The sequence below is a fragment of the Gemella sanguinis ATCC 700632 genome (assembly GCF_000701685.1).
Lineage (GTDB): Bacteria > Bacillota > Bacilli > Staphylococcales > Gemellaceae > Gemella > Gemella sanguinis.
Genome location: NZ_JNJO01000018.1, coordinates 1 through 16,920, shown reverse-complemented (window position 1 = coordinate 16,920; position 16,920 = coordinate 1). Strand labels below are relative to the sequence as shown.

Here is a 16,920-nt window from a genome sequence, read left to right as displayed (position 1 = left end):
GAAAAAAATTAAATATTAATGGGGGAAGAAAAATGTCAAAAAAATATGTTTATAATTTTAGTGAAGGTAATAAAGATATGAGATCTTTATTAGGAGGAAAGGGAGCAAACCTAGCAGAAATGCAAAGTTTAGGTATTAATGTTCCTCCTGGTTTTACCATTACAACTGAAAGCTGTAACAGTTACTATGAAAATGGTGAAAGAATTAAACCTGAAATTTTAAAACAGATAAATGAACAATTAGAAATACTTGAAAAAACAATGGGTAAAAAACTTGGTAGTTTAGAAAATCCACTTTTAGTATCAGTACGTAGTGGTGCTGTTTATTCAATGCCAGGTATGATGGATACTGTTTTAAACTTAGGATTGAATGATGAAACTACTATAGTATTAGCTAAGAAAAATAACAACTATCGTTTTGCTTATGATAGCTATCGTCGTTTTATTCAAATGTTTTCTGATGTTGTAATGAATGTTGAAAAATATAAATTTGAAGAAGTTCTAACTAGAGTAAAAGAAGCTAATGGATATGCTCAAGACAGCGATATGAATGAAAAAGATTTATTCAAAGTTGTTGAAGAATTTAAAGCTATCTATAGAAAAGAAGTTGGTCGTGAATTCCCAATGAGCGTAAAAGAACAACTTATGTTAGCTGTAGAAGCTGTATTCAAATCATGGAATAATAACCGTGCAAAAGTATATAGAAGACTACACAATATTAGTGACAAATTAGGTACAGCAGTAAACATTCAAGCAATGGTATTCGGGAATATGGGAGATAACTGTGGTACAGGTGTTTCATTCAGTAGAAACCCTGTAACTGGTGAAGATAAGTTATTCGGAGAGTACTTAATTAATGCACAAGGTGAAGATGTAGTAGCAGGTATAAGAACACCAAAAAATATAAGTGTATTAGAAGAAGATATGCCGCACTTATATAAAGAGTTTGTGGAAATTTCTAAAAAATTAGAACATCACTATAAAGATATGCAAGATATTGAGTTTACTATAGAAGATGGAAAATTATATATACTTCAAACTCGTAATGCTAAGAGAACACCGAATGCAGTAGTAGAAGTAGCTGTTTCATTAGTAGAAGAGGGGATAATTACTAAAGAAGAAGCTATTTTAAGAATTGGTACTGAAGAAATTAATAAACTTTTACATGCTACATTTGAAGAAAAATCGTTAAAAGAAGCAAAACAATTAACACAAGGGTTAGCAGCTTCTCCTGGTGCTGCAGTAGGTAAAATTTACTTTACTGCACAAGAGGCTGTAGAAGCGGCTAAGTCACATCCAGTAGTGTTAGTTAGGGAAGAAACATCTCCAGAAGATATTGAAGGAATGGTAAGTTCTCAAGGTATTGTTACATTACGTGGTGGTATGACTTCTCACGCAGCAGTAGTAGCTCGTGGTATGGGTAAATGTTGTGTATGTGGTTGTCAAAACATGATAATTGATTACAAAGAAAAAACATTGAAAGTATCTGACGTAGTACTTAGAGAAGGTGATACTATTTCTGTAGATGGAAGTAGTGGTAAAGTATACTTAGGCGAAGTTAATAAAGTAGACGCACAGTTCAGTGATAGATTCAAGAAATTATTATCTTGGGCAGATGAAATTAGAGAAATGAAAGTATTTGCGAATGCTGATAATGAAATTGATGCTAAAGTAGCATTTGATTTCGGAGCAGAGGGAATAGGATTATGTAGAACAGAGCATATGTTCTTCGAAGAAGATAGAATTAGTCTTGTAAGAAAAATGATTTTAGCTGCGGATACAAAAGAAAGGGTTAAATTCTTAGAAAGATTACAGCCTATTCAAAGTGATGATTTCTACAAAATCTTCAAAGCAGCAGAAGGAAAATCTGTTAATATAAGATTATTAGATCCGCCTCTACATGAATTCCTACCAAGAGATGATAAAACTATAGCTATTATTGCCGAAGAAGTCGGAGTAACTGTAGAGCAGTTAAAAGCTAAAATTACAAGTATTGCAGAATTCAACCCAATGATGGGACACCGTGGTTGTCGCTTAGGTGTTACATATCCTGAAATCTACTTAATGCAAGCTAAAGCTATTAGCTCAGCTGCAATAAGAGCTAGAAAAGAAGGAATAGTAGTAAATGTTGAAATCATGATTCCTCTTGTTGGACTTGAAAATGAGTTATCAGTACTAAGAGAACAAATTGTTGACTTAGTAGAAAGAGAAATCCACCTATATAATGCTGAATTCAACTACAAAGTAGGAACAATGATAGAGATTCCTAGAGCTTGTATAATAGCTGATAGAATAGCTAAACATGCTGACTTCTTCAGCTTTGGTACAAATGACTTAACTCAATTAACTTTCGGATATTCACGTGATGATGCAGAAAAATTTATTGATATTTATAAAAAGAAAAATATCTTAGAATCTGATCCATTCGTACATTTAGATGAAAGTGGAGTATTAGAGTTAATGCATATCGCAGTTGATAAAGCAAGAGCAGTAAAACCTGGAATTAAACTAGGAATTTGTGGTGAACACGGTGGAGATGAAAAATCTATCCTATTATGTTCTAAGTTAGGCTTAGGATATGTATCATGTTCTCCGTACCGAGTAATAATTGCTCGAATTGCTGCAGCTAAAGCAGCTATTGGAGAAGTTGAAGGAGCTTCAACAAAATAACTTATAAATAAAAGGACCTCAAGGCTATATTAACCGTGAGGTCTACTTTTTTATTTTACTGTATATTTTCCAGTTTTATAATCGATTGTAACACCTTTTTGGTAGTTGTAGATAAATACATTGTATTTAACACTTGCTCCATTATCTTCAACAGACATAGCTTCCATAATAACTCCTTGAGCTACAAGGTCTTTATCTTTAAATACTGGTGTTACTCTGTAACGAACATGTTTATTTGTCTTTTTCACATAATCGGCAACTTGATTTTCAAAAGGAATCATATTTAGATTCATAAATCTTGTACCAGTCATAAGATTTTTCTCATTATCATTTTCACCTGCTAGTTGGAAGGCTATTAAGTGCGAACGATCATATACGTGAGTTCCTTTATTGCTTTGCCATCCGCTAGGGCGAACATGAAAGATTTCAGAACGTTTTTCATTAGGCATAAGATCTGTACCTATAATAGCATTTGCTTGACCTACACGTTTTAAACTATCTAAATCACTATAGCTTTCGTAAGATTTTGTAGATAAATCATCTTTAGTAAAATATGGTGTGTTATTATTTAATACTTTATATTGATTGCTATCAGATGCTTCACTCTCGCTTGGTGCAGATAATGAGTTTAGTACATCTTGTGGAATAGATGAAACATTAGAAAATGTTGTTTTACTTGATGATTTATTAGTGGTGTAATATGTAATTGCAAAAGCAGCTACAATAACTAATATAATAGAAACAATTGTAAATAGTGAAATTTGTTGTTTTTTTCTTTTAGCCATAAAGCCTCCTTATAAAATTTTTACAGATAAGAGAGCGACTTACAAATAATTTTAACAATATTGTCTAGTCGCTCTAATTAGTAATTTAGAAGAAATATACTTCTAAAAAATGTTTATTAAATTTTTTATTTCTTAAAATAATTGATACCCATAGCATCTTTTACTTCATCTAGGGTAGAAGCAGCTACGCTTTCTGCTTTTTCACTTCCCGCTTTAAGCATATTATAAACTTCTGCTTTATCTTTCGCAAATTCTTCACGACGTTCTCTAATTGGACGAAGGAACTCTTGCATAACTTCGTTAAGACGTTTTTTTAACTTAACATCTCCAAGACCACCGCGAGAATAATGTTCTTTTAATTCAGCTACTTCATCAGTACGTGGATCGAAAATATCAAGGTATTTAAATACTACATTTCCTTCTACTTGTCCTGGATCTTCTACACGAATATGGTTAGGGTCAGTGTACATTTTCATTACTTTATCTTTGATATCTTTTTCACTATCCCCTAAGTATATACCATTATTAAGACTCTTACTCATTTTTCCTTTTCCATCTATACCAACTAGACGAGCATGATCTTTAGGAGGAAGAATGATTTCTGGTAAGACAAGAACATCTTTATTATAAATTCTATTAAAGTCACGTACTATTTCACGTGTTTGTTCAAGCATTGGTTTTTGGTCTTCACCAACAGGTACATGTGTAGCTTTAAAAGCTGTAATGTCTGCTGCTTGACTTACAGGATAAGTGAAAAATCCTGCAGGGATACTTTCTCCAAATTTTTTATCATTGATTTCTTGTTTTACCGTAGGATTACGGTGTAGTCTAGAAACTGTTACTAAGTTTAGATAATACATATTTAATTCAGCTAATTGTGGTATTTGTGATTGAATAAATATTGTAGTTCTTGATGGATCAAGCCCAACTGCAAGATAATCAAGTGCTACTTCTGTAATATTTTCTATAACTTTACCAGGGTTATCAGCATTATCAGTAAGTGCTTGTTGATCGGCAATCATAACAAATATTTCTGTATCTTCTTCATTTTGTAGAGCTACACGATTTTTTAAAGAACCAACATAGTGTCCTAAATGTAGTTTTCCCGTAGGTCTATCTCCAGTTAAAATAATTTTTGACATAAGTGAGTAAACTCCTTCAATGTAAAATTTTGTTTTTCTCTTAATTATAACATATATTTAGAAAAGTTTGTTTGAATAGGTTTAAAAATTTTATTTTCTATGTTTTTTTGTTTAGAAAAATTGAATTTTGTATTATAATATATATATTAAGAAATAAGTTTATTAATTAAGGAGATTAATATGATATATATTGAATCAAAAAGTAATGACCCACGCTATAATACTGCATTGGAGTTATATGCTTTTAATGAATTAGCAAAAAAAGACGATGTTTTTATGTTATGGATTAACGAACCATGTATTGTTGTTGGTAAAAACCAAAATACAAGAGAAGAAGTTAACCAAAAATTCTGTGATGATAACGGAATAAAAATTGTTCGCCGTGTAAGTGGAGGAGGAGCAGTTTATCATGATTTAAACAACTTAAACTATACTATCATTTCAAATGGTAGAAGCGGAGAAGAATTCGACTTTAAATCATTCTCTCAACCAGTAATTGATGCATTGGCTTCTCTAGGTGTTAAAGCAGAATTCACAGGTCGTAATGACTTAGAAATTGATGGAAGAAAATTCTGTGGTAATGCACAGTATGTTCGTTCTGGAAGAATTATGCACCACGGTTGTTTAATGTTTGATGTTGATACAACAGTTCTTGCAGATGCGTTAAAAGTATCTAAAGACAAAATTGAGTCAAAAGGTATTAAATCAGTTCGTTCACGTGTAACTAATATTAAAGAACATTTACCAAACCAAGATATGACAGTTCTTGACTTCGTAGCAGCACTTAAAAAATATATGAGTGAAAAATATGAAATGACTGATTTTGTAGCTACAAAAGAAGATGAAGAAGCCATTTTAGCAATCCAAGAAGAAAGAAATAATTCTTGGGATTGGGTATATGGTAAAAACCCAGACTTTAATATTAAACGTAATAGAAGACTTAAAACAGGTAAAATTGAAGCTAATATCTTGGTGGAACATGGTGTAATTTCTAACATTAAATTCTATGGAGACTTCTTTGGTGTTATGGATGTAGAAGATATAGCTAAGAAATTAGTTGGAGTAAAATATCAAAAAGAAGACATTAAGAAAGTATTAGAACAAGTTGATATTAACTCATACTTCTTAGGAGCTACTTTAGATGAGGTAGTAGATATACTTGTAGATTAATATTAATTAAGGAAGATAAAATTATGATTATAACAACAATACAAGATGTACCAGGAATGGAAACTGTAGAATATAGAGGCCTTGCTACTGGAGAAGTAGTAGCAGGAATTAATGTTGTAAAAGATATTGGAGCAGGTATTCGAAACCTTTTTGGTGGAAGAATCAAAGGGTACGAAGATGAAATTATTCAAGCAAGAGCTGAAGCTTTAAAACAGTTAGAAGCTCGTGCAGAGGAGATGGGCGCTAATGCTGTTATCGGAGTTAGAATTGATTTTGATGCCCTTGGAAGCGATGGTGACAATATGTTTTTAGTTACAGCTACAGGAACAGCGGTAGTAGTAAAACAAAAATACAATTAATAATATAATATAGAGGAAATAATTAAATGAAAAATATATTTAATTTTAAAAAGATTTTTTCTGTCTTACTTTTAACTATAGCATTAGTAACTTCTGTGGTATTTGTATCTGGTTGTAGTAGTAAAACAAGTACTACTCAAAATTCTACTGAAGTTACATATAAAGTAAGTCAAGAAGAAAAAGATTATTTATCAAAACGTTTTTCAGATTTATCAAAAACGAATAAGGAAGTAGTTGGGTATATTTATGCTCCGGGTACTGATTTAGATGAACCAGTTGTTCAAACTAATGATAATGAAACATATCTAAATAAGACTTTTGAAGGTGGAAATGTTCCATTTTTAGGTACTGTATTTATGGACATGGACAATAAAAAAGATTTTAAAGATAGATTAACATGGCTATTTGGACATGCACGTGGAAGCAAATTAAATGATCATCGTATGTTTAATGATGTAAACTACTATGATAAGCAAGAGTATTTGGATAGCCATAAATATGTTGTTATTGAAACTCCTGAGAGAAAATATTACTATGAAGCGGCATTTTTAACTATTGTACCTGAAACAACCTCATTTTATCGTATAGATTTTGAAAATGATGAAGATTTCTTAAAACAATTAACAGATGTTAAAAAAGATGCTAAAACTAAAAATAATAATGTTGAACTAAGAGGAGATGACAAGTACGTAGTATTATCAACTTGTCGCGAGGAAGATGAAACAATAAGAGCTAATCTATATCTACGTCAAATTCCAGACAAAGAAATGGATGACTTTTTAGCAAAACATAAAGATGAATTAAAATATGTAGCAAAAAGATAATAAAAAATCTTATGACCTTTTGTGTCATAAGATTTTTTTATTATACAGTTATATTATTTTTTGGCATAGTTCTAAATTCTCTAGTTAAGAAGAATAATGAAACTGAGAATGCACAAATATCGGTAATAGGTGTAGCATAAATGATTCCATTTAATCCAAACATATGAGATAAAACAAGTAGCATTGGTAATAGAATTACTATTTGTTTTGCTAAGGCTATTGTAACACCGATTTTTGGTTTTCCAATTGCAGCAAAGAATGTTGAACTTGAGATTTGAATACCGTTAATAAAGGTAAATAGTAAGAAAAATCTCATATATTTAACTGCAAATTCAAAGTATAGATCATTACCATTACCAAATACAGAAACTATTTGTTTAGGGAATGCTTCGAATATTATAAAGAACACTACAGATATAATTATTGCATATTTCATCATATAACGCATAGTTTCACGCACACGTTCATATTTTTTAGCACCGTAGTTAAAACCAAAAATAGGTTGAGCTCCTTGTACAAGTCCTATTATTATAGAAATAAATATTATATTAATTTTAGCAACAATTCCAGCTACAGCTATAGGAATATCATTTCCATATACACTTTCAGACCCGTATATGTTCAGTAAATTATTTGTTACTACTTGAATAATCATATTTGAACCTTGGAATACAAATGATGTCATTCCAAGAGATATTGCTATTTTTAAAAGTGAAAATTTGGGTATAAAATCTTCCTTTTTAAATTTAACACTTTTGAATTTAGGGAAGTAGAATAGTAGAATAACAGCAGATAAAAATTGACTTATTACTGTTGCCCATGCTGAACCTGCGATTCCCCATTTAAAACCAAAAATAAATATTGGATTTAAAATCATATTTAAGACTGCTCCAAAAACTATTCCGAACATCGAATATTTTGGACTATTGTCAGAACGAACAATAGGGTTGGTACTAATCGAAATTAATAAGAATGGAATACCTAATGAAGTTATCCCTGCAAAAGTTTTTGCATATTCTAATATTTCATCAGTTGATCCAAATGCATACATAAGTGGTTCTAAAAATATTTGAACCAGTATTGTTAAAATTATTCCAATTAGAAATAGAGAACTAACAGATGTTCCAACAACAGATTTAGCTTTCTCAGGATTACCTCGTCCTAATTCTAAATTGAAATTTGCTGCAGCTCCTATACCAATTGTAAGACCAATAGCAAGACATATAGTAGTAATAGGGAAAGCGATATTTGTTGCAGCGTTACCTAAATATCCGACCCCTTGACCTATAAATATTTGGTCAACAATGCTATAAAGTGCATTAATTATATTAGCTGTAATAGCAGGCCATGCTAGTGATATAAGCAATTTTTTTACGGATTTTGTTCCAAGTGGATTTTGTACCGTTGATTCATTCATAAAATTCTCCTCCAAAGTTAATTAAGCGATCTTGTTTAAAAGTGAATAGAATATAGATATTTCATCTTTTGATAGATTTCTTAATGCTTCTTGTTCACCTTCTTTTATTAAATCTTTATGTGTAGAAACTACAGAATGTCCCAAGTCAGTTAAGTGTATAGTAAAAGAACGTCTATCTGTTATTCCACGTTTTCTTATTACAAAACCTTTTTCTTCTAATACATCTATGTTTCTACTAACTATATTGCGATCTTTTCTATGTGTTTCAGCGAGTTGCGCTTGTGTTAAACCTTCATTTTCTGAAATATATAATAATGTAATGAAATGACCATGAGTTATACCAAGCTTCTCTAGTGGTGCTTTTGTATAATTTCTCATTGTTTCAAGGATTGTTATAAGTTTATGACCTAATGAATCTTTTAACATATATTTTTTTTCTCCTTAATTAATATACCTTATATATTGTATACTTAGTATACTATTATGTCAATAAAAAAAGAGTAAATTTTTATGAAATAAACTCTTTTAAATTATTAATAATTAGTGTTCTTTTCCACCAGTAATTTTTATATCATTCTTTTTATAGTATTCAGCAGATGTAACAATAATATGTTTTAATGCTGAGACAATAATTTCCAAATCCATAAAAGGAGTATTTGGTTTATCTTTAATTTGCTCTTTAATAAAAGGTATATGAATAAAGCCTGTTTCTATATCAGTGTATTTAGTATTAGATAAATATAAACTTTCATACATAATATGATTACAAACAAATGTACCTGCTGTATTGGAAATTGCTGCAGGAATATTATTATTAATTAGTGTTTCAACTATTGCTTTTATAGGAAGAGATGAAAAATATGCATTTTCTCCATCTTGACGTATTTTTTCATCAATAGGAGAGTTATTATCATTATCTGGGATTCTTGCATCATCAATATTAATAGCTACACGCTCAATAGTAATTTTATCTCTACCGCCAGCTTGACCAACACAAATAACGATATTTGGGGAAAACTCTGCTATATACTTTTCCAAAACCTTAGAGCTTTTCTTGAAAATAGTAGGTATTGTGACTTTTTTTATGATTATATCACCTATACTGTCTGGTAGGGAATTTACTGCAAGATTTGAAGGATTGATGGTTTCATTTCCAAAACTATCAAAACCCGTTATTAAAACTTTCATACTAATAAACCTCTTTTCATAAAACTAATAAATAATATATTTATTATATGCTATTTTTAAAATAATTTAAATATAAATTAAACTTTTTTATAAATTACTTTACTTTAAATTGTAAATGAATTTTAAAAATGTTATTATAAATGATAGAGGTGAGGGAAGTGTCAAGAGAAGAAAAATTAAGGACAATTATTAGTACAATTGATAAATCGGAATACAGTAATAATAAGGAAAACAATTTACAGCATAATTGCAAGATGAAAACTTTTAAAGATCCTCAAGAAACATGGCTTTCAAGTACTTTTTCTAAAATGAAATATGCAGATTATAAGCCATTTCAATTTGTAGATGGAGAAGGGGTAAGGTGCTCAATATATCTAAGTGGATGTTTGTTTGCCTGCAAAGAGTGTTTTAATGAAAGTATTCAAAATTTTAATGCTGGAAAACCTTATACAATGGAATTAGAAGATAAGATTATAGAAGATTTAGGAAATTCTTATGTACAGGGATTAACTCTTCTAGGAGGAGAACCCTTTTTAAATACACAAGTTGCTATACAATTGGCAGAGCGTGTTAGAAGAGAGTTTGGTAATGAAAAAGATATTTGGGTTTATAGTGGATATACGTATGAACAACTACTAAGAAGCAGTGAAGATAAAAAGAAGTTATTAAGTCTTTGTGATGTATTAGTAGATGGCCCATTTATGATATTTTTGAAAGATTTAAGTTTGAAATTTAGAGGGAGTAGTAACCAACGTATAATAGATATAAAAAAATCAACAATAGACAATGTAGTTTTATATCTTGACTAAAAAATACTTTTTTGATAGAATTTTTTAGTATGCATAATTAGGGATAATGGGTATCCCTAATTTTTCGTTTTTATTGAATAAATGAAAGGAGTCTTTGTTTTGAAACAAATTTTTGAAATTTTCAAAAGTGATATAAAGGAAATTTTTCGTAAAGTAAACACATGGATAATAATAGTAGGATTAATATTTTTACCATCTATGTATGCATGGCCAAATATTCTGTCATCTTGGGATCCATATAGTCATACAAATAATATAAAAGTGGCTGTTATTTCTGAAGATGAAGGTGCAACTGTAGAAGGGAAAAGTGTTAATTTAGGAGAAAGCTTAATAACTAATTTAAAAGGTAATAAAAATTTAGATTGGCAATTTGTTTCTTCAAGACAACAGGCGGAAGATGGAGTTAAAATTGGAGATTATTATGCGAGTATCGTAATTCCTAAAAGTTTTAGTTCGGACATCACTTCTATTACACGTGGAGAACTTAAAAAGGCTACAATAGAATATACAGTTAATGAAAAAATAAATGCTATTAGTCCAAAAATTACTAATAGTGGTGCTTCAGCCTTAGCTAATACGATTGGGAAGAACTTTGTAGAAGTTGCAAATGGTGTTATTTTTGAAAAATTACATGAAGCGGGAGTTAAATTCGAGGAAAACCTTCCGGCTATTGAGCAAGTTAAAGAAAAAATTAATCATTTAAATGATAACTTTACAAATTATGAAAATTCATTAAATGAGCTAATTGGTAAAGTAGATCGAGGTTATAATGTTTTAAATACTATACAGGGAACTTTACCAGAAATAGATAGAGCAGCCACTAATAGTATAATGCTTGCTAATAAAACAAATGTCACTATTAAAAATGTTGAGAATTTCAATGAAATAATGCTTAAAAATATTAATACTCAATTAGATAAAGTAATAGAAATATCAGGAGAAGTTGTTAAAGTAGCGGAGCTAATACAAAAGAAACCAACTAATCCTGAAGAGGCAAAAGCTCGAATGAAATCATTAGATAGTAGGCTTGAGGCTGCAGAAAAAAGGTTAGATATAGCAAAAGATATTTTTGAATATCTTAATTCGTTATCAGATCAAAATCTTTTCCAGAAGCAGTTGACGAAGATAAATACTATGGAAAGTGATATAACTAAATTACGTACATTAAATAAAAAAATATACAGTAATATCGATAATTATGATGCAATTTCTACTAAAGTAAAAGCTGATTTCTTAACAGCAGCAAAAAGAGTTAATAATAACTCAATTGATTTCAAGAAAAAACTTAATACAGGAGTAGCACCACTTATTAAACGAGTACTTACTAATGCAGATTCAAAAATAAGAAATGTAAGTAGTGTTATATCTCGAGCTCAAGCTCAAATACCAACAATAAATGCAAAAATTAGTGAAGCAGAAGTCAAGATTAAAATTGCTCAAGGGAAATTACTAAAACTGCAAGGTGAAATGCCAGAAATTAAAGAAAAGGTACAGAAACTAACCGGTATTGTAAATAAGGCTGATGGTGAAATTGATACTAATGCACTATTTAATTTATTGAAAGTTGACTATAAACAACAAGCAGAGTTTTTTGCAAATCCAGTACAGCTTAAAGAAAATCAGTTATACCATATTAAAAACTATGGTTCAGCTATGACTCCGTTTTATACGGTACTATCTATTTGGGTAGGTGCATTATTAATGTCTTCTTTACTTACAACTAAAGTAGAGGATGAAGAAAATAGATATAAGCCATATCAAAAATATTTTGGGCGTGGTTTATTGTTTATGATAATTTCATTATTACAAACATTAATAATAACTCTGGGGGATATGTATTTACTAGGAACTCAGGCGAATTCACCATATAGATTTGTGATATATGCACTGCTGATTTCGTTATTATTCTCAGCGATTATATATACAACAGTATGCTTATTAGGAAATGTAGGTAAAGCAGTATGTATTATTTTATTAGTACTTCAAATTGGTAGTTCAGGAGGAACATTCCCGATACAGATGACATCTAGTTTCTTCCAGGCCCTATATCCTAAAGTTCCATTTACATATTCGATAAGCTTACTTAGAGAGGCTGTAGGTGGGGTTTATATACCTGCAGTTAATCGTGATATGAAGATATTATTAACATATCTAGTTATTACTTTAGTAGGTGGAGCTATCTTAGTTAGCTTAAAAGCACGTTCTGCTAAATTAAGTAGAGAAAGAGAAAGATCTAAACTATTTTTATAATATTAATAATAAAATAAATAGGGAAATATAAAATTAATAGAACTATCTTAAAAGAGTAAATTAAACTTATTCTTTTAAGATAGTTTTTTTGTTGATAAATGAAATTTAAAAAGATTTATGTTATAATTATTAGAATATAAACCTTAAAACATTAGAGGAAAAATTATGGCAAAAACATTAGATAGAACCAAAGACATATTTTTAGATACTATGCTTTTGGGGAATGAAATTTTAATAAAAAAAATTAAAACAACAAGTAAAACTAAAATTACAGTCGTATTAGCGGCATTTAGAAACCTTAATCACTTAAGTAAAATACTTAAGGATTTATTTAGACAGACTTTTATGGATTTTGAAGTTATTATTGTTGATGATTCTTCAACATTTGAAATTGAAGAATTTGTTGCAATTAATGATAATAGAAAGATTAATTATATTAAAAAGCAATTGGGGTCTAACTCATCAGCAAAGAACTGTGCATTAGAATTTGCTAAGGGTGACTATATTGTATTTGTTGAAGAAAATGTAAGATTAAGAAGTAATTATCTAGAAAGTTTATATTCGTTTGCTGAAGAAAAAAATCTAGATATATCAATACTTACTCGTGAGGGGTATACTTGCTTTTTACAAGAGAAAGTAGTCACTGGGATAGAGTACTTAGAAGAAGAAATAACACGATTTAAAAGTGATTTAGATTACAATCTAACGTCATGTTTATTTAAGAAAAAATTCTTAGATGTATATAATTTAAAATTCCAAGAAGACATGCTTTCTTTAGAAAATTTATATTTTAAATTAAAAGCTTTTGATCAAGCTACAAAAGTGTGTCAAAGAGCAAGAATGGGATATAAAGAGCTTAGTGATGATAAAACTGTGCGAAACCAAGCAATGATAGATGCATCAGTTCGTCGAATAATGACTGCAACTGAAAAAATAGAAGAGTTTAAAGTTGGCAAAAAATATGAAACTTCACTAAATCTATTATGTGGTTATTTACTTTTCGATGTGCTAAGAATAAGTAATAATATAGAAGATGAAACAGAATTAATAGAATTAATTAAATCTAAAAAAGATTACTTTGCTAGTGATACTTTTATGAATAGAGCAATGATAGCTATGTCACCAATTTTATTTGCTAATAACTTGAATAGAAAGGATAGACAGTAGTTATGAGGAGAATATTACATAATGTATTTTCATATGCTTTTATTTCATTATTTGCAGTTGCATTAATATGGGCATATGTAGCACCTTTTGTTTATGAGCGTATATTAAATCCATTGGCACTTTTACTTGGTGTGCCAGTGGTATTTATCCTGTTTATTTATGCAGTAAAGAAGATTTTAGCAACTGAAGAACAAGGTTTAAAGAAATATAATCGTATAATTGTTGTTTTGTATTTAATCTTCCAAGCAATAATATTATCGATGGATACATTAAACTTTTCAGATGGTGCTGAAATAGAAAATGAAGCACATTATATGCTGAATTATGGTAAGTTTTCAGGAGAAAGATATTTCCTAGTTTATCCAAATAATATTAATCCTACGATTATTCTATATTGGCTATATCGTATTGCGAATTATCTTCATATATCAGAAGTTTGGGCTTTACACATATTTTGTTTTGCTATTACTTCACTTACTATGTATTTAACATATAAAACAGCAGGGAAGTTACTTAGTAAACAAAAACAAACAATTATTTTAGGATTAATGCTAGTGTATATTCCGTTTCAAATGTATAGCTTATTCTATTATTCAGATAGCTTAATGGTAGTGCTAGTAGCACTCATTATATATGTGCTTATTCCATCTGATGGAAGTTTTATTTTTAGAACTAAGCATATTATGGCGGTAGCTATAATAGTTGCATTTGGTTGGAATCTAAGATCTAATATAATAATTATTATTCCAGCATTAATTATATATTTATTATTTTTCAAGTGGTATAGGAATTTGCTTATATTACTTGTTACATTCGGTATAGCGTTTATTGCCTTTGGTAAAGGTTTTAGTATGCTGTGGGATCACTACGGATTTATACAAGATGATGGATATAGATTCCCAATGCTACACTGGGTTATGATGGGGATGAGTATACAAGGTGGTAGTTACAACTGGCAGGACTTCCAATATACTTATCTTAGTCAAAATAAAGCAGCAGATGATTTAGGATTATTCTTTAATCGTTTAACACACAGACCAATTTTCTTAAACTTACTAATGGTAGTGCTTAAGATTCGAGGAAATTGGAGTGACGGTACAATAAATTATACAAATGGTACTCGTGCATTAAGAGATGGAGATGGATTCTTATGGCAATTATTCTATGGAAGTAATAATAGTTTTATTGTTTATATTTCTCAAATGATGTATGTAGCAATTCTATTTGGAATGGTTTATTATATATATAAACGCAGAAAAGAATATATTACGTCTTGCTTCCTATTCCAAATAATTATTTTTGGGGTATTTATGTTCCATTTAATATGGGAAGCTAAACCTAGATATGTCTATGCTTGGATGCCTATTATCTTTATTTTAGGTGCAAAAGGATTAATACTTTTTGCAGAACGATATGAAGTAACAATATTTGATAAATATAAGAAAAAACTATTTATAGCTTTTGGAGTTGTTTTTGCACTTCAAATAGGAAGTGATAGCTTCTTACGACCTTCTTACTCAATGAATTTAGACTATGATTCACGTGTTATTAATGGTATTAGTATTTATGCCACTGATAATTATTTAAGAGATGGAATCGTAAGAGTAAATAGAGATACTGAAGTAGAACAAACATTTAAAGCTACAAGAAGTTTTAACTATATTCGTGGATATATTTCCTCATATGATGAGAAAAATAATTCTAAATATAAAGTAGAAATAATAGATAAGAAAACTAATCAAGTAGTTAGAGAGCATGAATTTATATATCGTGAATTATATTGGGAAATTCCTCTTCAAACCTATACATTACGTTGGTACTTTGATGACTTACCGGCAGGAGACTATAGCGTGAAGTTCTCTCAAATAGAAAGTGATAATAATGGAAGTATTGTTATTTCTAGTGTACCTAATGAGATGGTAGATATGTACGAAGCTGGGAAACTTTATATAAATGGTGCAGATCAAAATAAAAAAGATTTGTCGTTACAAATAGGTCATAGATATAAAAAACTATGGTGGTATTAAGAAATATAGAAATTCTTATTTAATTGGAGAAAAAATGAAAAATTTTAAGTAAAGTTTGTTTAAAATATTAAGTTTAACTAAAGTAAGTTTAGTATAATAACATTATAGAACAAAACTTTTAATAATATTTTTTTCATAATATACTGGCTCATCGAAAGGTGAGCCTTTCTCCTTTTTTATAAAAAATAAATTAAAAAATTTTAAGTTTATATAAAGTTCTTTGAGTATAATAATTGTATAGAACATAACTTTAATAATATTTTTTTCATAATATATTGGCTCATCTTTAGATGGGTCTTTCTCCATATTTAGGGTATATATATATATTTGTCAAAAAAGGTAAAATTATGTTATAATGAATCTAACAAAACATAAGGAGTTTAAAACTATGACAAACATCTATGATAAAGCAAATGAATTTGAAAGAGCATTAAGAGAAAGTGCAGAATATAAAGCATCCGTAGCAGCTTCTGAAGGATTATATGCAGATGAAGAAGCTAATGCGTTATATACTGAATTCGTATCAAAACAAAAAGAATTAATGGAAGGTGCTCAAGCAGGGAATGAGCCTTCAGAAGAAGAGTTAACAGTATTTGAAGAAATACAACAAAAATTAATGGGGAATGCTAAATTCTTAGAATTTGTACAAGCTCAACAAAAATTACAATTTTTAATTGAAGATTTAAATAAAGTAATGTACAAACCATTAGACGAACTTTTTGAAAAATATGGAAATAAATAATAATAAAAAAGAAGTTGTTTATATCAACTTCTTTTTTATCAGGCTGTTGACAAATAGGTCAACAGCCTTTTTTTAACTGAAATAAAACCTTTAAAATGGTATAATATAAGTATACAAAGGAGGTTTTAGTATGTTTAATAAAGTAGAAAATATAAAAGATGAAATAATACTAATGACACTATCAGAAATAGTACCTAAAGACCATTTTTTAAGAAAAGTAGATAAAGCTATCGATTTTAAATTTATTTATGATTTAACAGAAAAATACTATAGCCATACGACAGGGAGAAATAGTCTAGATCCTGTTGTATTATTTAAACTGGTATTTTTAAAAGACTTTTATGGAATAAAATCTATGAGAGAAACAATAA

The 16,920-nt window shown here is 29.3% G+C and carries 14 protein-coding genes and 1 pseudogene; 10 read left to right on the top strand and 5 right to left on the bottom strand.

The genetic code is table 11. The annotated features are described in order from the left end of the window. The first annotated feature begins 32 nt into the window (after nucleotides 1–32). A complete protein-coding gene (ppdK, locus tag T369_RS0106750) occupies nucleotides 33–2,669 on the top strand; it encodes a pyruvate, phosphate dikinase (protein WP_031553397.1) in 2,637 nt (878 codons plus the stop codon). A 50-nt stretch (nucleotides 2,670–2,719) separates the two neighbouring features. On the opposite strand, the gene T369_RS0106745 is transcribed toward ppdK, so the two are convergent. Then, on the bottom strand, nucleotides 2,720–3,454 hold the full coding sequence (locus T369_RS0106745) for a DNA/RNA non-specific endonuclease (RefSeq protein ID WP_006363554.1): 735 nt from the start codon (nucleotides 3,452–3,454) through the stop codon (nucleotides 2,720–2,722). Nucleotides 3,455–3,579: 125 nt separating this feature from the next. Continuing rightward, nucleotides 3,580–4,596 carry a tryptophan--tRNA ligase gene (gene trpS / locus T369_RS0106740; RefSeq protein ID WP_006363553.1) on the bottom strand — a complete coding sequence of 339 codons (1,017 nt, stop codon included), beginning with the start codon at nucleotides 4,594–4,596 and terminating at the stop codon, nucleotides 3,580–3,582. A 180-nt stretch (nucleotides 4,597–4,776) separates the two neighbouring features. Here trpS and T369_RS0106735 point away from each other — a divergent pair, with 180 nt between their 5' ends. The 3 genes from T369_RS0106735 to srtB are packed head-to-tail and all read left to right on the top strand — an operon-like array spanning nucleotide 4,777 to nucleotide 6,949. Beyond that, nucleotides 4,777–5,766, top strand: a complete 990-nt coding sequence (locus T369_RS0106735; protein ID WP_031553393.1) for a lipoate--protein ligase — start codon at nucleotides 4,777–4,779, stop codon at nucleotides 5,764–5,766. Nucleotides 5,767–5,789: 23 nt separating this feature from the next. After that, nucleotides 5,790–6,125, top strand: a complete 336-nt coding sequence (locus T369_RS0106730) for a YbjQ family protein (RefSeq protein ID WP_031553391.1) — start codon at nucleotides 5,790–5,792, stop codon at nucleotides 6,123–6,125. A 26-nt stretch (nucleotides 6,126–6,151) separates the two neighbouring features. Further along, nucleotides 6,152–6,949 (top strand): class B sortase, LPKTxAVK-specific, encoded by a 798-nt coding sequence (srtB, locus tag T369_RS0106725; RefSeq protein ID WP_006363550.1) that lies wholly within the window; start codon nucleotides 6,152–6,154, stop codon nucleotides 6,947–6,949. A gap of 40 nt (nucleotides 6,950–6,989) precedes the next feature. Here srtB and T369_RS0106720 read toward each other — a convergent pair whose 3' ends face one another. From T369_RS0106720 to pcp, 3 genes are all read right to left on the bottom strand, one after another. Then, nucleotides 6,990–8,366: an MATE family efflux transporter gene (locus tag T369_RS0106720; protein WP_031553387.1), complete on the bottom strand. Its 1,377-nt coding sequence runs from the start codon at nucleotides 8,364–8,366 to the stop codon at nucleotides 6,990–6,992. A gap of 21 nt (nucleotides 8,367–8,387) precedes the next feature. Further along, entirely contained in the window at nucleotides 8,388–8,792 is a 405-nt protein-coding gene (locus T369_RS0106715; RefSeq protein WP_031553385.1) for a MarR family winged helix-turn-helix transcriptional regulator, read from the bottom strand. Between the two features lie 114 nt (nucleotides 8,793–8,906). Beyond that, complete coding sequence (gene pcp / locus T369_RS0106710) at nucleotides 8,907–9,554, bottom strand: pyroglutamyl-peptidase I (RefSeq protein WP_031553382.1); 648 nt, start codon at nucleotides 9,552–9,554, stop codon at nucleotides 8,907–8,909. A gap of 254 nt (nucleotides 9,555–9,808) precedes the next feature. Here pcp and nrdG point away from each other — a divergent pair, with 254 nt between their 5' ends. The 6 genes and pseudogenes from nrdG to T369_RS0106680 form a co-directional block, all read left to right on the top strand. Continuing rightward, nucleotides 9,809–10,363, top strand: a complete 555-nt coding sequence (nrdG, locus tag T369_RS0106705; RefSeq protein WP_031553377.1) for an anaerobic ribonucleoside-triphosphate reductase activating protein — start codon at nucleotides 9,809–9,811, stop codon at nucleotides 10,361–10,363. Nucleotides 10,364–10,462: 99 nt separating this feature from the next. Continuing rightward, complete coding sequence (locus T369_RS0106700; RefSeq protein ID WP_031553373.1) at nucleotides 10,463–12,613, top strand: YhgE/Pip domain-containing protein; 2,151 nt, start codon at nucleotides 10,463–10,465, stop codon at nucleotides 12,611–12,613. A gap of 165 nt (nucleotides 12,614–12,778) precedes the next feature. Continuing rightward, nucleotides 12,779–13,780 (top strand): glycosyltransferase family A protein, encoded by a 1,002-nt coding sequence (locus T369_RS0106695; protein WP_031553369.1) that lies wholly within the window; start codon nucleotides 12,779–12,781, stop codon nucleotides 13,778–13,780. 2 nt (nucleotides 13,781–13,782) lie between these two features. Then, nucleotides 13,783–15,807, top strand: a complete 2,025-nt coding sequence (locus T369_RS0106690; RefSeq protein ID WP_006363543.1) for a glycosyltransferase family 39 protein — start codon at nucleotides 13,783–13,785, stop codon at nucleotides 15,805–15,807. A gap of 388 nt (nucleotides 15,808–16,195) precedes the next feature. Further along, nucleotides 16,196–16,549 carry a YlbF family regulator gene (locus T369_RS0106685; RefSeq protein WP_006363541.1) on the top strand — a complete coding sequence of 118 codons (354 nt, stop codon included), beginning with the start codon at nucleotides 16,196–16,198 and terminating at the stop codon, nucleotides 16,547–16,549. A gap of 130 nt (nucleotides 16,550–16,679) precedes the next feature. Then, nucleotides 16,680–16,920 (top strand): annotated as a pseudogene (locus T369_RS0106680) (IS5/IS1182 family transposase); the annotation flags it as partial.